At 65.0% G+C, this 19,188-nt stretch carries 19 protein-coding genes; 9 read left to right on the forward strand and 10 right to left on the reverse strand.

Annotation, left to right across the window (positions count from 1 at the left end; all coding sequences use genetic code 11):
* Positions 1-22: 22 nt before the first annotated feature.
* On the forward strand, positions 23-3,181 hold the full coding sequence (locus HXX15_RS06785) for a PAS domain S-box protein (protein WP_296514004.1): 3,159 nt from the start codon (positions 23-25) through the stop codon (positions 3,179-3,181).
* A 191-nt stretch (positions 3,182-3,372) separates the two neighbouring features.
* On the opposite strand, the gene HXX15_RS06790 is transcribed toward HXX15_RS06785, so the two are convergent.
* The 3 genes from HXX15_RS06790 to cobS form a co-directional block, all read right to left on the reverse strand.
* The gene (locus HXX15_RS06790; RefSeq protein ID WP_296514006.1) at positions 3,373-4,374 is read right to left on the reverse strand and encodes an esterase-like activity of phytase family protein; all 1,002 of its coding nucleotides are present in this window, start codon (positions 4,372-4,374) and stop codon (positions 3,373-3,375) included.
* Positions 4,375-4,582: 208 nt separating this feature from the next.
* A complete protein-coding gene (cobT, locus tag HXX15_RS06795) occupies positions 4,583-6,478 on the reverse strand; it encodes a cobaltochelatase subunit CobT (protein ID WP_296514008.1) in 1,896 nt (631 codons plus the stop codon).
* A gap of 157 nt (positions 6,479-6,635) precedes the next feature.
* Positions 6,636-7,631, reverse strand: a complete 996-nt coding sequence (gene cobS, locus HXX15_RS06800) for a cobaltochelatase subunit CobS (protein WP_296514011.1) — start codon at positions 7,629-7,631, stop codon at positions 6,636-6,638.
* Between the two features lie 290 nt (positions 7,632-7,921).
* On the opposite strand from cobS, the gene HXX15_RS06805 reads away from it, so the two are divergent.
* Positions 7,922-8,560, forward strand: coding sequence for a DedA family protein (locus HXX15_RS06805; RefSeq protein WP_296514014.1), 639 nt, complete (start codon positions 7,922-7,924; stop codon positions 8,558-8,560).
* Here HXX15_RS06805 and HXX15_RS06810 read toward each other — a convergent pair.
* Positions 8,552-9,751 (reverse strand): YbfB/YjiJ family MFS transporter, encoded by a 1,200-nt coding sequence (locus HXX15_RS06810; RefSeq protein WP_296514016.1) that lies wholly within the window; start codon positions 9,749-9,751, stop codon positions 8,552-8,554. The genes HXX15_RS06805 and HXX15_RS06810 overlap by 9 nt on opposite strands.
* Positions 9,752-9,978: 227 nt before the next feature.
* On the opposite strand from HXX15_RS06810, the gene leuB reads away from it, so the two are divergent.
* Positions 9,979-11,091: a 3-isopropylmalate dehydrogenase gene (gene leuB, locus HXX15_RS06815; RefSeq protein ID WP_296514878.1), complete on the forward strand. Its 1,113-nt coding sequence runs from the start codon at positions 9,979-9,981 to the stop codon at positions 11,089-11,091.
* Here leuB and HXX15_RS06820 read toward each other — a convergent pair whose 3' ends face one another.
* The 3 genes from HXX15_RS06820 to HXX15_RS06830 all read right to left on the reverse strand — a co-directional run bounded on the left by HXX15_RS06820 (position 11,092) and on the right by HXX15_RS06830 (position 12,820).
* The gene (locus tag HXX15_RS06820) at positions 11,092-11,367 is read right to left on the reverse strand and encodes a DUF1330 domain-containing protein (RefSeq protein ID WP_296514018.1); all 276 of its coding nucleotides are present in this window, start codon (positions 11,365-11,367) and stop codon (positions 11,092-11,094) included.
* 95 nt (positions 11,368-11,462) lie between these two features.
* Positions 11,463-11,852: a hypothetical protein gene (locus HXX15_RS06825; RefSeq protein WP_296514020.1), complete on the reverse strand. Its 390-nt coding sequence runs from the start codon at positions 11,850-11,852 to the stop codon at positions 11,463-11,465.
* 152 nt (positions 11,853-12,004) lie between these two features.
* Positions 12,005-12,820: a hypothetical protein gene (locus tag HXX15_RS06830; RefSeq protein ID WP_296514022.1), complete on the reverse strand. Its 816-nt coding sequence runs from the start codon at positions 12,818-12,820 to the stop codon at positions 12,005-12,007.
* Positions 12,821-12,936: 116 nt separating this feature from the next.
* Between HXX15_RS06830 and HXX15_RS06835 the strand changes: the two genes are divergently transcribed.
* The gene (locus HXX15_RS06835; protein WP_296514025.1) at positions 12,937-13,971 is read left to right on the forward strand and encodes an aspartate-semialdehyde dehydrogenase; all 1,035 of its coding nucleotides are present in this window, start codon (positions 12,937-12,939) and stop codon (positions 13,969-13,971) included.
* 234 nt (positions 13,972-14,205) lie between these two features.
* Entirely contained in the window at positions 14,206-14,772 is a 567-nt protein-coding gene (locus HXX15_RS06840; protein WP_296514027.1) for a TIGR00645 family protein, read from the forward strand.
* Between the two features lie 33 nt (positions 14,773-14,805).
* Here HXX15_RS06840 and HXX15_RS06845 read toward each other — a convergent pair whose 3' ends face one another.
* Positions 14,806-15,450: a carbonic anhydrase gene (locus tag HXX15_RS06845; protein ID WP_296514030.1), complete on the reverse strand. Its 645-nt coding sequence runs from the start codon at positions 15,448-15,450 to the stop codon at positions 14,806-14,808.
* Between the two features lie 138 nt (positions 15,451-15,588).
* Between HXX15_RS06845 and HXX15_RS06850 the strand changes: the two genes are divergently transcribed.
* Complete coding sequence (locus tag HXX15_RS06850; protein WP_296514033.1) at positions 15,589-16,467, forward strand: CoA ester lyase; 879 nt, start codon at positions 15,589-15,591, stop codon at positions 16,465-16,467.
* A 241-nt stretch (positions 16,468-16,708) separates the two neighbouring features.
* On the opposite strand, the gene leuD is transcribed toward HXX15_RS06850, so the two are convergent.
* Together leuD and HXX15_RS06860 are read right to left on the reverse strand one after the other, a co-directional pair.
* Entirely contained in the window at positions 16,709-17,314 is a 606-nt protein-coding gene (gene leuD, locus HXX15_RS06855; RefSeq protein WP_296514035.1) for a 3-isopropylmalate dehydratase small subunit, read from the reverse strand.
* A gap of 72 nt (positions 17,315-17,386) precedes the next feature.
* Complete coding sequence (locus HXX15_RS06860; RefSeq protein WP_296514038.1) at positions 17,387-17,788, reverse strand: metallopeptidase family protein; 402 nt, start codon at positions 17,786-17,788, stop codon at positions 17,387-17,389.
* A 113-nt stretch (positions 17,789-17,901) separates the two neighbouring features.
* Between HXX15_RS06860 and HXX15_RS06865 the strand changes: the two genes are divergently transcribed.
* The 3 genes from HXX15_RS06865 to HXX15_RS06875 all read left to right on the forward strand — a co-directional run.
* Complete coding sequence (locus HXX15_RS06865) at positions 17,902-18,231, forward strand: hypothetical protein (RefSeq protein ID WP_296514041.1); 330 nt, start codon at positions 17,902-17,904, stop codon at positions 18,229-18,231.
* A gap of 148 nt (positions 18,232-18,379) precedes the next feature.
* Positions 18,380-18,625: a hypothetical protein gene (locus HXX15_RS06870; RefSeq protein ID WP_296514044.1), complete on the forward strand. Its 246-nt coding sequence runs from the start codon at positions 18,380-18,382 to the stop codon at positions 18,623-18,625.
* Positions 18,619-19,188 (forward strand): alpha/beta hydrolase fold domain-containing protein (locus HXX15_RS06875; protein WP_296514046.1); only part of this gene is annotated, 570 nt, incomplete at its 3' end. The genes HXX15_RS06870 and HXX15_RS06875, both read left to right, overlap by 7 nt.

Consider the following 19,188-nt stretch of genomic DNA (forward strand, 5'->3'; position numbering starts at 1 on the left):
CCGCTTTCGTCGGATATCCACGATGAAGCTTTCCACCAGGCTGGCGTTGGCGATGATCGCGCTGGTGTTGGTGACCACCGCGTTGCTGGGTATCCTGAACTACCAGAGCATCATTGCCCTGCTGATGCCTCGCGCGCTGGAGCGGCTGCAGGGCCAGGCGCAGTTGACCGCGCTGGTGATGGATGCGTCGCTGCGCGGGGTCCGCGCCGACGTCCAAAGCGGCCAGGTTTCGGAGGCGCTGCGCAGCCTGATGATGGCCCGGCTGGCAAATCCGAAGCAGGAGATGAGCGCCCTCGAAAACGACTGGCGCCACAGAGTGGGCTTTCGTTTCGCTTCGGAACTCGCCAGCAAACCGGACTATGCAATGGCCCGCGTGATCGGCGTTGCGGACGGTGGCATGGAAATCGTGCGGGTCGATCGGCTGGGTCCGGAAGGCGCGATCAGGATTGCGCCGCCGGCGCAATTGTCGCGCCGTGGCGACCGCGACTATTTCATCGAAGGCATCGCGACACCGGCCAACCAGATTCACGTCTCGAAAATCAGGCTGAACCGAACGGACACCGGGCTTGAGGTGCCGCAAGTCCCCACGCTTCACGTCGCCGCCCCGATCCATCAACCGGACGGGGCGCTATTCGCCATGCTGGTGATAAATGTCGACCTGCGTCCGACGATCGCCCGGCTCCGCGCCCGCGCGGTCGACGGCAACGAAATCTACATGATCAACGAGGACGGCGACTATCTGGTACACCCCGATCCGGCGCACGAATTCGGCTTCGATCGCGGCACCCGCTACCGAGTCCAGGACGAGTTCCCGGCTTTCGCTCAGATATTGCACGACCCCGATGCGAAATCACAGCTGGTCGATGACCGCGCCGGCCGACGCTACGCGGTCGGATGGGAATGGGTACAGTTCGCGGGGGGCCCCAAGGTTGCGGTGATCGAAACCAGACCTTTCTCGGCCTTCATGGTGGTGCGGACCGCCGTGCGCAATTCGACGCTGCTCGGCGGCGCCGCCGCGCTGCTGCTCGCGATACTGATGGCGGTGCCGCTGGCGCGCTCACTGACCCGGCCGCTGGTCAGGATCACCCGCGCGGTCGAGGGGTTTTCCCGCGGCGAACCGGTCGCGGCAACCGCGGGCGGCGGTCGCGAGATCAACGTGCTGGCAGAGGCGTTCAACCGGATGGCTTCGGAGTCGCAGCGTAAGGCGGCGGCGCTCGCCGAGGAAATCGAACAACGCAGCCGGCTCGCCGACGTGCTCAACAACACCATCGACAACATGGTTGATCCGGTGCTGGTGGCGGATGCCAATGGGATGGTGATCCTCACCAATCCTGCGGCACGAAATCTGTTCGGGCAACTTTCCGGGGTCGGCGTTCTCAACACCACGCGATCATTCGACCGCTTCTATTCCGACGGCACACCGTTCGGACCGGACGATTCGCCGCTGCTGCGCGCGTTTCGCGGCGAGACCATCGAGAACCTCGAATTCATCGTGCGGCCGATCGGATCCGACCGCCGCTGCTATCTGGTCGCCAATGGCCGGCCACTGCGCAGCGAGACCGGAAAGCTGCAGGGCGCGGTGATGGTCTATCACGACATCACCCAGACCAAAAAGAGCGAGGAGGCGCTGCGCCAAAGCGAGCAGATGGCGCGGGCGATCGTCGATAGCGCGCTCGATGCCTTCGTCCAGATCGATCCGGTCGGTGCGATTCTGGAATGGAGTCCGCGGGCCGAAGCGATGTTCGGCTGGTCGCGCGACGAGGTGATCGGAAAGAACATCGGCGATCTTATTCTGCCCAAGGAGCAGTTCCGCGAAGGCGCCGCCGAATATTCCCGCTTTCTTGAATCGATCGGCCACGGCAGGCCCGGCTACCGGGTCGAGATCGAAGCCATCCGGCGCGACGGCTCGCCGATCCCGGTCGAAGTGGCGATGACGGCGCTGCGCCGCGACGACGGCTTCATCACCAACGCTTTCATGCGCGACCTCACCGACAAGATCGTTTCCGACGAGCAGTTGCGACAGTCGCAGAAAATGGAATCGATCGGACAATTGACCGGCGGCATCGCCCACGATTTCAACAATATGCTCACCGTGATCACCGGCACCATCGACATTCTCGGCGATGGGGTGGCGGACCGCCCACAACTGGCGGCGATCGCGCGACTGATCAGCGAGGCCGCCGATCGCGGCTCGGAACTGACCCGGCTGTTGCTGGCGTTCGCGCGCAAGCAGCCGCTGCGACCCGACGACACCGACGTCAACGCGCTGTTGAGCGGGCTGGAGAGCCTGTTGCGCTCGGCGCTGGGCGAACATATCGAAATCGAGTCGGTGTTGCAGCCGGGGGTCTGGCCGATCTTCGTCGACCGTGGCCAGCTCGATTCCGCGCTGGTCAATCTGGCGGTCAATGCCCGCGACGCGATGCCGGATGGCGGCAAGCTCACGCTGGAGACCTGCAACGTCGTGCTCGATCAGGAATTCGCCCGACGGATGGGCGGGGTCGACGAGGGCGCTTATGTGATGATCGCGATCACCGATTCCGGCTCCGGGATTCCCGAAGAGATCCGCGACAAGGTGTTCGATCCGTTCTTCACCACCAAGGAAGTCGGCAAGGGCACCGGGCTCGGGCTCAGCATGGTCTACGGCTTCATCAAGCAGTCCGGCGGCCACATCACGCTTTACAGCGAAGTGGGACTGGGCACCACGTTCCGGATCTACCTGCCGCGTGCCAAGGCCGAGCCGGAGCGGATCGCGCCGGTGGCGCCCGAGGCCGCGCCCGTTGGCGGGCACGAAATCATCCTGGTCGTCGAGGACGACGCGCTGGTGCGCAACTACGTGACCTCACAGCTCAAGAGCCTGGGCTATACCACGCTGTCGGTCGCCAACGCCGCCGCCGCGCTCGCGATCAGCGACAAGAACGTGGCGTTCGATCTGCTGTTCACCGATATCGTGATGCCCGGAAAAATGAACGGCGTGCAGCTCGCCGCCGAGATGGCGAAGCGACATCCGAGACTGAAGGTGCTGTACACGTCGGGCTATTCCGAGAACGCGCTGATCCACAATAACCGTCTGGATGCCGATGTTCTGCTGCTCAGCAAACCGTACCGGCGGAACGAACTGGCCCGCACGGTTAGGCTGGCGCTGTCGGCGGATGCGTTCGAACCGGAGCGCTGGCAAGCGTAGCGTCGAACCGGAAACTCACCGACATGACCCGGTCGTCCTCGACATCATAGGCCGCCTACTGCCCGAAACCTCCCGGCACGAGATCGGCGATCGAATAGCGGAGGCGGTCGCGCAGCTCGCCCGCGGCGTTGATCCGGTCTCCGTATCCAACCCGCTTCGAGAAGTTCCGACGACCTGACGGGCCGCCGGGTTCACTCCTCGAGCAGCGTGAATTGCAGCAGCAGGGTGCGCTGGATCATCGAAAAATTGTCGTCCGAAACCATGGTCAGCACGGTGCTCCCGTCGGCATCGACATGGCTGTCGAGACCTTCCATATTGTCGATCTCGTAGCCGAGATCGGCGTTGAAGATCGCGCCGCCATCGATGATCGCACCCGGCGCAAGCGTGCTCAGCGCGATCCGCCGGATCCGGATTCCGACCCCGGCGAGCCACGAGAATTTCCGCTCCAGCAGCAACAGGTCTCCCGACGGCAGCAGCATCGCATCGCTGATATCGAAATTCTCGGTACGACGCACCGCGAACTGCCCCGGCGTCTTGCCGCCGATCAGGAAGCCGACGATATTGCCGTCGGCATCGAGGCCGCGTTCCGAAATCGCGATCAGGGTGCCGGGGAGCTTTTGGCCCTTCGGCACGAACACCAGCGATTCGACGCCCTTGTTGTGCGGCAGTTTGCGCAAGCCCGGCGGCACCGCGATCGGCTCGCCCAGCGCGCGGACACCGTCGCGGCCGAAATCGAATTTGACGATTTGGTTGACCCGCTCGATCCCCACATAGGCGGTGCCGCCGTCGAAGGCGAGCGACTCGGTGTCGTACCAGCCACGCTTCGCCAGCGGCTTTCCGTCGGCGCCGAGCATCGACGCCGCTTCGACCTCGGCGAGGCCGGTCATCTCGCGGCCGGCATAGACGATACGGCCGGTGAACCAGGTGCCATGATCGCTGATCGCGATGAAGCTCTCGCCCTTCGGGTCGAGCCGCAGCGCTGATAACCCGCCGAAGCCGCGAAACCCCGAGGTCAGCACCAGCCCGCTGCGAAACTGCAGCGCACCGAACCGCGCATGGGACGGGTCGCGCAGATCGAACGATGCAATCGGCTGCGCCCTCACCTCGATCGCAGTCGGCGCCGGGGCGGTGAATTGATCCGGTGCCGCCGGCTTCGCCGATTGTTGCGTTGCGACTTGCGCCACTGCCGGCATCACGACGAGCGAGAGTCCAACGACACCGAATTCGAGCAGGCGGCGGCGGGAGAGAGGCGACGGAGAAGGCGCCCTCATGGTCGTGAGGAGGCGCAGTTGCGCCGTCTCGAACCATGAAGATGAGTGGCCTCGTCCTTCGAGACGCGGCCAACAGGCCGCTCCTCAGGATGAGAGGCTACACTTGGCCGGGTCATGCTCTTCGGCAATCCTATGAATGCAATCGCCGCCGCCGTCCCGGCGCGGGCGGGGCACCGGCAGTCTCGCTGAACAATTCGGCGAGCTTCTCGGTGATGGCGCCGCCGAGTTCCTCGGCGTCGACGATGGTGACGGCGCGGCGGTAGTAGCGCGTGACGTCGTGACCGATGCCGATCGCGATCAATTCCACCGGGGAGCGGGTCTCGATCTCCTCGATGATGTGGCGCAGATGGCGTTCGAGATAATTGCCGGGATTGACCGACAGCGTGGAATCGTCGACCGGGGCGCCATCGGAAATCATCATCAAGATCTTGCGCTGCTCGGAGCGGCCGAGTAGCCGCTTGTGCGCCCAGTCCAGCGCCTCGCCGTCGATGTTCTCCTTCAGCAGCCCCTCGCGCATCATCAACCCGAGATTCTTGCGGGCGCGACGCCACGGCGCGTCAGCGGACTTGTAGATGATGTGACGCAGATCGTTGAGTCGGCCGGGATTCGCCGGCTTGCCGGCGGCGAGCCACGCCTCGCGCGATTGCCCGCCCTTCCACGCCCGCGTGGTGAAGCCGAGAATCTCCACCTTGACGCCGCAGCGCTCAAGGGTTCGCGCCAGGATGTCGGCGCAGGTCGCCGCCACGGTGATCGGGCGGCCGCGCATCGAGCCTGAGTTATCGAGGAGCAACGTCACAACGGTATCGCGGAAGGTCGCTTCCTTCTCGCTCATGAACGACAGCGGATGGAACGGATCGGTGACCACGCGCGACAGCCGCGCCGGATCGAGCACGCCCTCTTCCAGATCGAAATCCCAGGCGCGGTTCTGCTGCGCCATCAGGCGGCGCTGCAGCCGGTTCGCGAGCCGCGCGACGATGCCCTGCAGATGCGCCAGCTGCTTGTCGAGATAGCTGCGCAGCCGCTCCAACTCGTCGTGATCGCAGAGATCCTCGGCGGCAACGACCTCGTCGAATTTCGGCGCGAAGGCATGATATTCCGGGCCGCGCGGCTCGTTATTGCCGCGCGAATTCGGCCGCGTCGCCTCGCCCGGGGTCTCGTCGTCGCCGAGTTCGCCGTCGTCGAATGTGTCGGAAGTCGAGGCCTGCGCGCTCTCCATCGCGCTGTCGCTCATCTCGTCGCTGGAGGCTTCGGCCTGCTCGGCGCTCATCTCCTGCGCGGCGTCGCTCTCGGGCGAGCCCTCGGCGCCGGACTGATCGTTCTCGCCTTCCTGATTGTCGTCCTGGTTGTCGTCCTCGTCGGCGTCGGTGTTGCGCTCGTCGCCGATCTCCAGCGCCTGCAACAGATCGTGCACCGCGTCGCCGAACTTGGTCTGGTTCTCGGCGAAGCGGTCGAGCAGGTCGAGCTTCGGGCCGATCTTGTCCTCCAGAACCGGACGCCACAGGTCGACCATCTTCTTCGCGGCGGCGGGCGGCGCGAGCCCGGTCAGCCGTTCGCGCACCAACATCGCCAGCGCATCCGCCAGTGGCGCGTCGGCGCGGTCGGTGATCTCGTCGAACTTGCCGCGATGGAAGTGATCGTCGAGCATCGCGGTGAGGTTTTTCGCCACGCCGGCCATCCGCCGGGCGCCGAGCGCCTCGACGCGGGCCTGCTCGACCGCCTCGAACACGCCGCGCGCCTGCGGATTGCCCGGCATCAGCTTGCGATGCACTTTCGGATCGTGGCAGGCGAGCTTCAGCGCGATCGAATCGGCGTGGCCGCGGACGATCGCGGCATCGCGCTTGCTCATCTTGCGCGCCGGTTCGGGCAGCCGGGCCTTGCCGGGCGACAGGCCGGGCCGCTCGGCCGCGAAGGTGACTTCCAGCTCGGGCGCCTTGGCGATCGCGCGCAGGCAGGAGGTGACCGCGCGCTTGAACGGCTCGGTCGGGCTTTCCTTCGATCCGGTGCGGAATTTAGAATTAGTCGTCATCGCAGCGTGAACCTCTTTTCCTTCTCCCCTTGTGGAAGAAGGTGGCACGGACGAAGTCCGTGCCGGATGAGGGGGCCTTTGCGGCGAGAGGCAACACCCCTCACCCGCCTTCGCTTCACGAAGGCACCCTCTCCCGACAAGGGGAGAGGGAGGAATCTCAGCTCATCGCGACGTTGACCGAGCTCTCCGCCAGTTCGGCATTGAAGCAGCGCTGATAGAACTCCGCGACCAGCGGCCGCTCCAGCTCGTCGCATTTGTTGAGGAAGGTGACGCGGAACGCAAAGCCGATGTCGCTGAAGATCTCGGCGTTCTCGGCCCAGGTGATCACGGTTCGCGGGCTCATCACCGTCGACAGATCGCCATTGGCGAAGGCGTTGCGGGTGAGGTCGGCGAGCCGCACCATCTTGTTGACGATGTCGCGGCCTTCCGGATTGCGATAGTGCTTGGCCTTGGCCAACACGATTTCGACTTCCTCGTCGTGCGGCAAGTAGTTCAGCGTGGTGACGATCGACCAGCGATCCATCTGGCCCTGGTTGATCTGCTGGGTGCCGTGATAGAGCCCCGAGGTGTCGCCGAGCCCGATGGTGTTGGCGGTGGAGAACAGCCGGAACGCAGGATGCGGCTTGATCACCTTGTTCTGGTCGAGCAGCGTCAGCCGGCCGGAGACTTCCAGCACGCGCTGGATCACGAACATCACGTCCGGGCGGCCGGCATCGTATTCGTCGAACACCAGCGCGACGTTGTGCTGCAACGCCCAGGGCAGAATGCCGTCGCGGAATTCGGTGACCTGCTTGCCGTCGCGGACCACGATCGAATCCTTGCCGACCAGATCGATCCGGCTGATATGGCTGTCGAGATTGACGCGAACGCAGGGCCAGTTCAGCCGCGCGGCGACCTGCTCGATATGGGTCGATTTGCCGGTGCCGTGATAGCCGGTGACCATGACGCGGCGGTTCTTGGCGAAGCCCGCCAGAATGGCCAGCGTGGTGTTGCGATCGAATCGGTAGTCGGTATCGACGTCCGGCACGTGCGGATCGACTTCCGAATAGGCCGGGACTTCGAGGTCGCTGTCGATGCCGAAAACCTGCCGCACCGACACCTTCATGTCGGGCAATCCGGCTGGCTCCTGCGCTGTGGTCATGGCGGCGGTCATCAATCCTCCGTGGTCTCGGACGCGCCCGAAACCCTATTTCTGTGGCGGCTGCGGTTGAGTGCGAATTTGAACCTAGCAGAGAGCCGCGACCGGCAGAAGCCCGCCGCGCGATCAAAGTTCCGTTGTGTTTTCATTCAGATAGGTGCGAGCAGCGGTTTTTGGAGGGCTGCATTGCGAATCGCTGGCCCCGACTGGCAGGTTTCCAAAGCTGGAACTCCAAGGAACGGCCGAGCTTATCTGCAGACAACGTCGTCGTCCCGCCGATGCAAAGATCACCCCAAAGGATTCCGGTGAGCGCATTTTTCGAGCATTTGATCGGATTGGCGTCGGCGCATGCCGGGCTGGCCTATCTCATGATCTTTCTCGCCGCACTGCTCGAAGCGGTGCCGGTGCTGGGTTCCGTGATTCCCGGATCGACCATCATCCTGGCGCTGAGCGCGCTGATTCCCGGCGGGCAGCTCAACGTCGTGCTCGTCCTCGCGGTGGCGGTGGCGGGCGCCGTGATTGGCGACGGCGGCGCCTACTGGATCGGGCATCGCGAGCAGCGCCGGATTCTCGGGGTCTGGCCGATGTCGCGCTATCCGTTGCTGGTCGCGCGCAGCGAGGCGTTTTTTCTGCGCTACGGCGCCTGGGCGGTGTTCTTCGCCCGCTTCGTGGCGCCGGTCCGCGCCTTCGTGCCGATCACCGCCGGTGCGCTGCGGATGCCGCCGGTCCGGTTCTTCGCGGTCAATATCCCGGCAATCCTGCTCTGGGCGCCGGCCCATGTGCTGCCTGGGGTGATCGCCGCGACCGTGCTGGAGAAACCGGGCGCCCTCGGCCCGCATCACCTGCTGCCGGTGCTTGGCGGCGCGGTAGCGACAGTGTTGCTGGCGCTGTGGGCATTCCGACGGTGGCGTAACGCCCCGGCCGAACTGCACGCCTCAGGATGAGGGCTTCGCGCGCCGCAGCGGCCGCTGAAACGCCGAGGCGATGGCACCGACCGCCAGCGTCACGGCCGAGACGTTCAGCGCATAGCTCAGGCTCCCCATCGCGTCGGTGATGGCGCCGACCGCCAAGGGCCCCAGCGTCTGCCCGATTCCGAACGCGATCGTCATCGCGGCGATCGCGCCCGGCCAGGCCGGCTGCGGATAGTTGAAGCGCACAAAGGCGGTGGTCGAAGCCACCACCGCGAAGAACGACACCCCGAACACCAGCGCCGAAGCTGCCAGCAGCCCGACCGACATCCCGAACAGCGGCATCGCAGCGCCCAGCGCCAGAACGCCGAGAATGATCGCGGTCGAGACCCCGCCCTGGTCGCGCGCCATCACCCGGCGCCACACCCAGGGCGTGACGAAGGCGCTGGCGCCGATCAGGCACCAGAACGCGCTCTGTGCCGCGGCGCCGCCGCCGGCGTCGCGCACATAGGCAATCATGAAGGTCATGTAGGCGATATAGCCGGCGCCGAACAGAAAGTAGCCGCCGAGATAGACCGCCACCGGCGCAATCGCGAACCGGGCCGGCGTCGACGTCGACATCCCGGCATCGGTGTCGATTGCGATGGTCAGCAGCGGCACCGTCATCGCCGCCGACACCAGCGCCAGCACCAGCCAGACGATCCACCACGAGCCCGGCCCGAACCCCTGCAGCAGGAACGGCGCTATCAGCCCCGAGGCCAAAATGCCGAGCCCCGGCCCGGCATAGAACAGGCTGAGCAGAAACCCCGACCGCGCCGGCTGCGATTGCGCGATCGTGGTCGCCAGCGCGCCGCCGGCGACGAAAGCCAGCGCCGCGCCCACGCCGGCCAAGAGGCGCGCGAAACTCAGCAGCACGAAATTGCCCGACAGCGCGCACAGCGCCAGCGACAGCACGCAGGCCAGCGTTCCGGCGCGCAATACGGCGGACAGCCCGAACCGGGTCGACAGCCGCGAGGTGATCAGCGCGCCGACCAGATAGCCCGCAGCGTTGACCGTATTCATGAAGCCGGCGGCGGAATACGACCACACCAGCGCGTCGCGCATGTCCGGCAGCACCAGCGAATAGGCGAAGCGGCCGATCCCAAGACCTACCGTGGGTGCCAGCGACAGAACAAGGATCAGGCGCGCGGGATGCGCGGGCGCGTCGGTGCGATCGATCAGGGTCAAGCGTTTCTCCCGGGTGCATTGTGGCAGCCTATGCGCCGCAGGCGCAACGGGGTAGGGCGCAACGGTGTCTTGCCAATCCCGCAACGGCGCTTTAGCACTCCGCGCGCGCATACTTTTACACGTCATGCCCGGCCCTGTGCCGGGCATCCACGCCTTCACAGCAAGCCCAAGGGCAGCCGTGGATGGCCGGGACAAGCCCGGCCATGACGCATGATGAGGACCTGACCATGGCGACCCACAAGCTGCTTCTTCTCCCCGGCGATGGCATCGGTACCGAAGTGATGGCCGAGGTGACGCGGCTGATCGACTGGCTCAACGCGGAAGGCATCGCGCATTTCACGACCGAACACGGGCTGGTCGGCGGCGCCGCCTATGATGCTGACAAGGTCGCGATCACCGACGCCACGATGGCGCTGGCGGAAGCCTCCGACGCGGTGATCTTCGGCGCGGTCGGTGGACCGAAATGGGACGCGGTGCCGTATGACGCCCGCCCCGAGGCCGGCCTGTTGCGGCTTCGGAAAGATCTCGGCCTGTTCGCCAATCTGCGCCCGGCGGTGTGCTACCCGGCGCTGGCGGATTCCTCGAGCCTGAAGCGCGAGGTGGTCGAGGGGCTCGACATCATGATCGTGCGCGAGCTCACCGGCGGGGTGTATTTCGGCGAACCGAAGACCATCACCGACCTCGGCAACGGCCAGAAGCGCGCGATCGATACCCAGGTCTACGACACCTACGAGATCGAGCGGATCGCCCGCGTCGCCTTCGACCTGGCGCGCAAGCGGCGCAACAAGGTCACCTCGATGGAAAAGCGCAACGTCATGAAGAGCGGCGTGCTGTGGAACGAGGTGGTGACGCAGGTCCACGCCCGCGAATTTCCGGACGTTCAGCTCGAACACCAGCTCGCCGATTCCGGCGGCATGAATCTGGTGAAATGGCCGAAGCAGTTCGACGTCATCGTCACCGACAACCTGTTCGGCGACATGCTCAGCGATATCGCGGCGATGCTGACCGGCTCGCTCGGCATGCTGCCCTCTGCCTCGCTCGGCGAGCTCAACGCCAAGACCGGCAAGCGTAAGGCGATGTACGAGCCGGTGCATGGCTCGGCTCCCGACATCGCCGGCAAGGGTGCCGCCAATCCGCTGGCGATGCTGGCCTCGTTCGGGATGGCGCTGCGCTATTCGCTGGATCTCGGCGGCCTCGCCGACCAGCTCGACGCCGCGATCGCCGCGGTGCTGGCCAAAGGCCTGCGCACCGCCGATATCAAGTCCGAGGGCACCACTGCGGTCTCCACCAGCGAGATGGGTGAAGCTGTCGTCAAGGAAATGCAGGCGCTGCAGGTCTAGCTAAGCGGGAACAGCCCAAATGTCCAACTTGGCGGCTCCGCGTCGAAGCTCCTTGATGGGAACGTACTCGTTCGAATTCCAGAACGAGTGGATCGCCTCCAAGGACGGAAATTCGAACAACGCGATCCCGCCAGCATCGCCTTCGAGCCGCTCGGCCTTGCCATTCCTGAGGCTCTTGCCGCCAAATTTCTCGATCAGGGGAACGACCGCGTCACGATAGGCCGCATAGGCTTTATCGTCGCTAATCGTGACCTGGACGATCATGAATGCCGGCATCATCGCCTTTCCGCTACCGCGGCGATGGGTCGAAGATCTCCGCCGCTTCCATTCGCGTAAGAGAAATGCCCGGCAGAGCCGGGCATTTTGGGGCATCAATACAGCGGGAACCGCTCCGGATAGCCGCCGAGATCCGAGGGCGGGTTCAGCGGCGAGCGATCGAGCGGCCAGTTGCGGTTCTCGCGGGCGAACGAATAGCCCGGCGGGAACGCATAGTCGCTGAAATGGCGGTCGCCCGGCAGCACTTCGACGCCGGCGTCAAGCCAGGAGCGCTTGGTGACATAGACCCGGGTGCGCGGGCCGACCATGTAGGACGAGTTCGGGCCGCGGGCGCCATAGGCGGCCTGGTCGCGGGTCGGATATTTGCGCTTGGCCGCGTTGGCCTCGGTGGCGTCGAGCCCGATCGCCACAACGGCGGCCGCCGCAAGCAGCAGCGCGAGCTTTCTGGCGGCAGATCCGTTCGCGGAAAGCAATTTCAGGGTCATCATGTCCTCATGGGCCGTCTGACAGTTCGGATTGCGCTCCTTTTAGCCGTCGCGGCACCGCAGCCACAAGGTCAATCCGGCCACACCCGCCGACAATAATGCCGGCGCGCGGCAAATGTTGCATCAAATCCAGCGTCTTGGCTCGGTTTGGATCAGAAGCCGCCGCGCAGCCGCGGGTTCTGCGCGCCGGTGACCCAGTCCGCCGAATTCGCCGGCTGCGCCAGCGTCGCGGTGCAGGCGCCGCGGCGAAGTTCGGCATGCGCGAACACCTCCGCCAGCTTCGGATCGTTGCCTGCGGTCAGCAGCACCAGCCGGCTCAACATGCAGCCGATCGCGGAACGGCGCTGCGGCAGGGTATCACCCTGGCACGACCAACCGGAGATTCGCAGATTGGCGTCGTCGAGGCGCTTGAGGAAACCCAGACAGGTGCTGGCCTGGCCGGTGCGATCGGCGAGGTCGAGCAGCGTCACCGGTCCGAACTTGCTGTCGATCATGCCCGCGGCCTCGACCGCCCGCATCCCGTCCGGGTCCATCCGCGCCGCGATCTCGGCCGCCGGCGGTCCGCTTTGGCTCGATTCGCCGCCCAGCCGGTAGATTTCCAGCTCGGCGACCGGCTTCTCGCCGGGCGCGGCCCAGCGCAGGATGTCTTTGCGGCCGCCTTCCGGATGCCGCAGGATTTCGTAAGTTTCTGATTTGCCAGATGAATCGAATTGACTGACGGCGAAGGCGGGATGCGAACGGTCGGCCGGACTCCAGCCCGGCTTGGCCACCGGCTCGGTCGCCGCGCCCACCGCCACATTGGTCAACGGATTGGCGGCAAACGCCACGACCAGTCCAATCAACGCCAGCCCGCCGACATAGGCCAGCATCCGCACGACGGCGTCCTTGCACTCGTCGGCAAAGCTGCGCAGCGCCGGGTGAATCCGGGCCTGATTGGGGACAGCACGGCGGGCCGGAATCCTACGCATTCACCAAGCTCTGACAGGGAGTAAAGTTGTGCTGGAAGCGTTTCTCGCATAGAAGCGCTGGCTCTTCCCTTTCCGCCAGTTGCGGAGGCGGAGCATTTTTCTTCGGAGAGTGAACGATGGGTTACAAAGTCGCGGTGGTCGGTGCGACCGGCAATGTCGGGCGCGAAATGCTCAACATTCTGGACGAGCGCAAATTCCCCGCCGACGAGGTGGTGGCGCTGGCGTCGCGCCGCAGCATGGGCGTCGAAGTGTCCTATGGCGACCACACTCTGAAATGCAAAGCGCTCGAGCACTACGATTTCAGCGACGTCGACATCTGCCTGATGTCGGCGGGCGGCGCGGTATCCAAGGAGTGGTCGCCGAAGATCGGCGCCCAGGGCGCGGTGGTGATCGACAATTCGTCGGCGTGGCGGATGGATCCCGACGTGCCGCTGATCGTGCCCGAGGTGAATGCCGCGGCGGTCGCCGGCTTTGCCAAGAAGAACATCATCGCCAATCCGAACTGCTCGACCGCACAGCTCGTGGTCGCGTTGAAGCCGCTGCACGACAAGGCGGTGATCAAGCGCGTCGTGGTGTCGACCTATCAGTCGGTGTCCGGCGCCGGCAAGGACGCGATGGACGAATTGTTTTCGCAGACCAAGGCGGTCTACACCAACAGCGAATTGATCAATAAGAAATTCCCGAAGCGGATTGCCTTCAACGTCATCCCCGAGATCGACGTGTTCATGGAAGACGGTTTCACCAAGGAAGAGTGGAAGATGATGATGGAGACCAAGAAGATTCTTGATCCCAAAATCAAGCTGGTGGCGACCTGCGTCCGCGTGCCGGTGTTCGTCGGCCATTCCGAATCGGTCAACATCGAATTCGAGAATCCGATCTCGGCCGATGAAGCCCGCGACATTCTGCGCAACGCGCCGGGCTGTCTGGTGATCGACAAGCACGAGCCCGGCGGCTACGTTACGCCCTATGAGGCGGCCGGCGAGGACGCCACCTATATCAGCCGCATCCGCGAGGATGCGACGGTGGAGAACGGCCTGGTCCTGTGGTGCGTGTCGGACAATCTGCGCAAGGGCGCGGCGCTGAACGCGATCCAGATCGCCGAATGCCTGATCAACCGCAAGCTGATCACCGCGAAGAAGAAGGCGGCGTAACGCCGGTAGCGACCTGGCCGCTGCGCTGGGCTTTGCAATCCGGCACTTCCCTCATGGTGAGGAGGCGCGCAGCTCCGTCTCGAACCATGAGAATGTTCTGCGGCGTTGAAGCGGCTGAGCATGCCTCATCCTTCGAGACGCGGCCGAAGCCGGCCGCTCCTCAGGATGAGGATCAGCGCGGGACGGCGCGTTCGCAGGACGAACTTGAAGCATCGGAATGTCAGGGGGGACGCGATGACGGACGAGCCGGCGACCTACAAACCGAATCCGACGCTGAAGCGCGTCGAGAACGGCTTCGAGGCGGTGCTGTTCAACAGCCGCTGGCTGATGGCGCCGTTCTATCTCGGCCTCGTCATCAGCCTCGCGGTGCTGCTCTACAAGTTCGGGCTACTGCTGTTCGAATTCATCCTGCACGCGCCGTCGGCGAAGGAATCCGACATCATCCTCGGCGTGCTGTCGCTGATCGACGTCTCGCTGACCGGCAATTTGATCCTGATCGTGGTGTTCTCCGGCTACGAGAATTTCGTCTCGCGGATCGATCCCCGCGGCCATCCGGACTGGCCGGAGTGGATGACCAAAGTGGATTTCGCCGGGCTGAAGCAGAAGCTGCTGGCCTCGATCGTTGCAATCTCGGCGATCCAGGTCTTGAAGGCGTTCATGAATATCGACGCCGCGTTCGACGCGCAGAAGATGGGCTGGCTGGTCGGCGTGCATCTGGTGTTCGTGGTCTCGACCCTGGTGCTGGCGCTGTCCGACCGCTGGGGCGGCGACCATGGTAGCGCAGGCAAGGACGCACACTAGGCGTCGGTCCCGCCGCGACGCTGGACCTCCCGCTCACGCGGTCGGCAGGACCGGGCGGAATTCCTTCGCGGTCTGATCGAGCACGGACAGCGAGCCCTCGGCGACGCCGAAATAGGCGCCGTGCAACTGCAATTTGCCGCGCTCGACCAGGATGCTGACGCAGGGAAAGGTCATCAGGTTTTCCAGGCTGCGGAACACCGCGGCCTTCTCGATCCGGGTGACGAAGTCCTGCATGGTTTCGCTGTCGCGGCGCTCCACCACCTCGCCGGGCTTGACGAACATCGACATCCAGCGGCCGATGAAATCGCCGGGCGACAGCGGCGCGGCCTTGTCGACGAAGGCGCGGATGCCGCCGCATTGGGCGTGGCCCAGCACCACGATGTGCTTGACCCGCAGCACCTGGACGGCGAATTCCAGCGCCGCCGAGACGCCGTGGGTGCCGCCGTCCGGCGCATAGACCGGCACCAGATTGGCGACGTTGCGGACCACGAACATTTCGCCCGGGCCGGCGTCGAAGATCACCTCCGGCGACACGCGGGAATCGCAGCAGCCGATCACCATCACCTCGGGCGATTGCCCGCGCTCCGACAATTCGCGATAGCGCGCCTGTTCGGTCGGCAGCCGCTGCGAGGTGAAGGTTCGGTAGCCGGAGATCAGATGGTTCGGAAACGACGTCATGATGATTCCCTTGGAAGGCCCTCTTGGGCGGCTTCGGGTTCTGCCCGGGATAACCATAGCCCGCGGCCGGGAACAAGCCTTTCGGCGGCGGTTCCGAGATGATATCGCCTCACGCTGAAAGCCTGAAGGGATGACGCCATGATCCGTCCGCGCCGCAGCCTGTTGTTCATGCCGGGTTCTAACGCCCGCGCGCTCGAAAAGGCCCGGCTGCTGCACGCCGACGGCATCATCCTCGACCTCGAGGATTCGGTGGCGCCGGACGCCAAGGGTGTCGCGCGGGTCCAGGTCGCCCAGGCGATCGCCGCCAAGGGGTTCGGCAAGCGCGAGGTGCTGGTCCGGATCAACAGCCTGGATTCGCCGTGGTGGATCGACGACCTCGGCATGGCCGCCAAGGCGAAGCCGGATGGCATCCTGGTGCCGAAAGTCTCCAGCGTCGCCGACCTCACCGCGATCGCCGACCGCCTCAGCGACATCAACGCCGATATCGCGCTGCGGGTCTGGATCATGATCGAGACTGCGCGCAGCGTGCTGCATGCCGAGGAGCTGGCGGCGCAGAGCCACGATTCCGAGATGCGGCTGGCCGGCTTCGTGTTCGGGCCGAACGATTTATCGCTGGAAACCCGGATCCGGATGCTGCCCGGCCGCGCCACGATGCTGCCGATGATCACCCATTGCATGCTGGCCGCCCGCGCCCATGGGCTCGCCTTCCTCGACGGGCCCTATAGTGACATCGCCAATATCGAGGGCTTCGCCCATGAATGCGCGCAGTCGCGCGACCTCGGCTTCGACGGCAAGACCCTGATCCATCCGGGACAGATCGACGCCTGCAACGCTACCTTCACGCCGCCGGCCGCCGACGTCGACTATGCGCGCAAGATCATCGCGGCATTCGAGCGCCCGGAAAACGCCAATCGCGGCGCGATCCAGCTCGACGGCCGGATGGTGGAGCGACTGCACGCCGAGATCGCGCGTAAAACCATCGCGATCGCCGACGCGATCGAAACGATGGGACATTAATCAACAGGAAGCGGTCGCTGTTCTTACCCTCCCCTGGAGGGGGAGGGTCGCTCGCGTAGCGAGCGGGGTGGGGTGACACCGCCGAGGTTCGGTCATTCTTCTCGACGAAACGCAGACGGTCGCGAGCGTCGCTGTCGATGGACCCCGCGATCAAGGTTGCAGCGAGTCCGGCTGCGCCGACACCCCGCCCCGGACGGCTTCGCCGTCCGACCCTCCCCCTCCAGGGGAGGGTGAAGATACCTTACGCCCAGGCGCGCTCGGTCTTCGCCTTGGCCTCGTAACTGTCGATCGAGGCTTTCTTTTCCAGCGTCAGGCCAATGTCGTCGAGGCCGTTCATCAGGCAGTGCTTGCGGAACGCGTCGATCTCGAACTTCACGGTGCCGCCGTCCGGCCCGCGGATTTCCTGCTTGGCCAGATCGACGGTCAGCGTGGCGTTGGCACCACGCTCGGCGTCGTCGAACAATTTGTCGAGATCGGACTGCGTCACCCGGATCGGCAGCACGCCGTTCTTGAAGCAGTTGTTGTAGAAGATGTCGCCGAACGAGGTCGAGATTACGCAGCGGATGCCGAAATCCAGCAGCGCCCAGGGCGCGTGTTCGCGGCTCGAGCCGCAGCCGAAATTGTCGCCGGCGACCAGGATCTTCGAATTGCGATAGGCCGGCTTGTTGAGGATGAAATCCGGGTTCTCGCTGCCGTCGTCGTTATAGCGCTGCTCGGAGAACAGGCCCTTGCCGAGCCCGGTGCGCTTGATGGTCTTCAGGAACTGCTTCGGGATGATCATGTCGGTGTCGACATTGATGATCTTCAGCGGCGCCGCGACGCCTTCCAGCGTGGTGAACTTGTCCATAGGCCTGTTTCCCAGATTGAGGGCGGGTTTTAGCGCGGCAAAGTCCGATGGCAAAGCCCCTTTTGCGCTGGCCTAATCCGTCACCTGGGCCTCGATCGCCTCCATGTCGTCGTCCGACAGCCCGAAATGGTGGCCGATCTCGTGAATCAGCACATGGCGGACGATGCGGCCGAGCGGCTCGTCGTGCTCGGCCCAGTAGTCCAGGATCGGCCGCCGGTACAGCCAGATCATGTTGGGCAGCGGCGCGATATCCTGGCTGCTCCGCTGCGGCAGGCCGATGCCCTGGAACAGCCCGAGCAGGTCGAATTCGGTCTCGGCCTGCATCTCCTCCAGCACCTCGTCGGTCGGGAAATCGTCGACGCGGATGATCACGCCCTCGCACAGCGCGCGAAAGCCCTGCGGCAGCCGACCGAGCATCTGGTGCGCCATCGCTTCCATCTCGGCCAGCGACGGCGGTTTCGCTGAAGTCCACATCGTCCGCTTCTAGAAGATCGCTGCGCTTTGGGCAAAGCCGAACGGCCGTGCGGTTGACGGCGGCGCGGCAATCGGAGACGTTGCGGCGTGATTTCAGAGCGGGAGCGGGTGCGATGCGGGGTTTGACGATGGCGATCGGGCTCGCCTTCGCGATTGCGGCGCAGTTGCCGATGCCAGCCGATGCCCGGCCGCAAACCGCGTCGGCCGCGCGGGCGGGCGCATCGCAGCCATCTGTCGCCACCGACCTCTCGGCGCAAAGCCGCACCCGACGGCCGCCGCGGCGGCTGCGGGTCTACCCCCGCGACAATGGCGACGACGTCTATCCGCGCTATTTTCCGGGCGCCAACGCGGTGCGCGACTGCACAGCGACCTATGTGCAGGAATTCCGCCCCAGCGGAACCGTGATCACCCCGCGGATGAACTGCTTCTGGCGCCGCGGCTGAGGTCGACGCGGCGCTGGGTTTCCGATCGTCCGCACCATCACGGAACCGTCGCGCCGCGTCGGCATTCTTCTTTGCGACGACGACATTCACGCCGCATTCACGTCGTTCTCCATAGCCTCACGCCAGCGGACCCACGGAGGAACCACCGATGAACGTCAAACGAATTCTGAGCTTTGTCGCCCTCGCTGGATTGCTGTTGCTTGTCGCCCCGACCGGGCGCGCGCAGGCGGCCTCGCTGATCAGCCCCGGGATCGCCGCCGCGGTTCAGAGCAGACCGATCGGCGACGTCACCGAGGTGCGCTGGCGTCACGGCTGGCATCGCCATTATCACTGGCGCCGTCATTATGGCTGGCACCGGCGCTGGCATCATCGCCGCCACTGGCGCCGATGGTAATCGACCTTCAGCACGCTTTCGCAACCAACAGGCCCGTGATCCGGGCCTGTTTTGTTGACGCCATAACGACAGGTTCGACGCGTTGGTCGATCCGCATTCATGATGCATTCAGATCGCGCGCCCTAGCTTCGTGGCGGGAGCAATCACACGGCAATGCGGACGCGCGGCTGCGCGAGAGAGGTTTGTTGATGGTTGGGATTGTAAATCGTCTGTCCAATCGTTTTGTCCATCGCGTCGGGTCGTTCGGGCTCGCCGCAGCTGCGGTGCTGGCGTTGTCGGTGGCAACCGCGCCACGCGCGCAGGCGCTATCGCCGATCGGAACGCCCGCCACGTCCGCAGCCAAAGTCGCCACCGATCACACCATCCAGATTCAGAATGGCCGACCCCTCGGTGCCGGCGGCTTTAGGGGCGGAGGCGGCGGCTTCCACGGCGGCGGCTTCCAGGTCGGCTCGCTGGCTTCGCACCGCGAGCTGATGGCGCAGGTGTCTGCCGCTGCATCGGCGCGCGTGTTCGGCGTGGCCTACCGGCTGGCGCCGGAGCACCGTTTCCCTGCGGCGCTGGAC

The organism is Rhodopseudomonas sp. (genome assembly GCF_013377015.1).
GTDB lineage: Bacteria > Pseudomonadota > Alphaproteobacteria > Rhizobiales > Xanthobacteraceae > JARJEH01.

What these genes read in the sequence shown, in the direction of transcription:
- leuD (WP_296514035.1), bottom strand. Translation starts at nt 17,314, where the DNA reads ATGGACAAGTTCACCACGCTGGAAGGCGTCGCGGCGCCGCTGAAGATC.
- cobS (WP_296514011.1), bottom strand. Translation starts at nt 7,631, where the DNA reads ATGACCGCCGCCATGACCACAGCGCAGGAGCCAGCCGGATTGCCCGAC.
- cobT (WP_296514008.1), bottom strand. Translation starts at nt 6,478, where the DNA reads ATGACGACTAATTCTAAATTCCGCACCGGATCGAAGGAAAGCCCGACC.
- leuB (WP_296514878.1), top strand. Translation starts at nt 9,979, where the DNA reads ATGGCGACCCACAAGCTGCTTCTTCTCCCCGGCGATGGCATCGGTACC.
- HXX15_RS06865 (WP_296514041.1), top strand. Translation starts at nt 17,902, where the DNA reads ATGCGGGGTTTGACGATGGCGATCGGGCTCGCCTTCGCGATTGCGGCG.
- HXX15_RS06870 (WP_296514044.1), top strand. Translation starts at nt 18,380, where the DNA reads ATGAACGTCAAACGAATTCTGAGCTTTGTCGCCCTCGCTGGATTGCTG.
- HXX15_RS06835 (WP_296514025.1), top strand. Translation starts at nt 12,937, where the DNA reads ATGGGTTACAAAGTCGCGGTGGTCGGTGCGACCGGCAATGTCGGGCGC.
- HXX15_RS06785 (WP_296514004.1), top strand. Translation starts at nt 23, where the DNA reads ATGAAGCTTTCCACCAGGCTGGCGTTGGCGATGATCGCGCTGGTGTTG.
- HXX15_RS06860 (WP_296514038.1), bottom strand. Translation starts at nt 17,788, where the DNA reads ATGTGGACTTCAGCGAAACCGCCGTCGCTGGCCGAGATGGAAGCGATG.
- HXX15_RS06830 (WP_296514022.1), bottom strand. Translation starts at nt 12,820, where the DNA reads ATGCGTAGGATTCCGGCCCGCCGTGCTGTCCCCAATCAGGCCCGGATT.
- HXX15_RS06790 (WP_296514006.1), bottom strand. Translation starts at nt 4,374, where the DNA reads ATGCCGGCAGTGGCGCAAGTCGCAACGCAACAATCGGCGAAGCCGGCG.
- HXX15_RS06845 (WP_296514030.1), bottom strand. Translation starts at nt 15,450, where the DNA reads ATGACGTCGTTTCCGAACCATCTGATCTCCGGCTACCGAACCTTCACC.
- HXX15_RS06840 (WP_296514027.1), top strand. Translation starts at nt 14,206, where the DNA reads ATGACGGACGAGCCGGCGACCTACAAACCGAATCCGACGCTGAAGCGC.
- HXX15_RS06850 (WP_296514033.1), top strand. Translation starts at nt 15,589, where the DNA reads ATGATCCGTCCGCGCCGCAGCCTGTTGTTCATGCCGGGTTCTAACGCC.
- HXX15_RS06825 (WP_296514020.1), bottom strand. Translation starts at nt 11,852, where the DNA reads ATGACCCTGAAATTGCTTTCCGCGAACGGATCTGCCGCCAGAAAGCTC.
- HXX15_RS06820 (WP_296514018.1), bottom strand. Translation starts at nt 11,367, where the DNA reads ATGCCGGCATTCATGATCGTCCAGGTCACGATTAGCGACGATAAAGCC.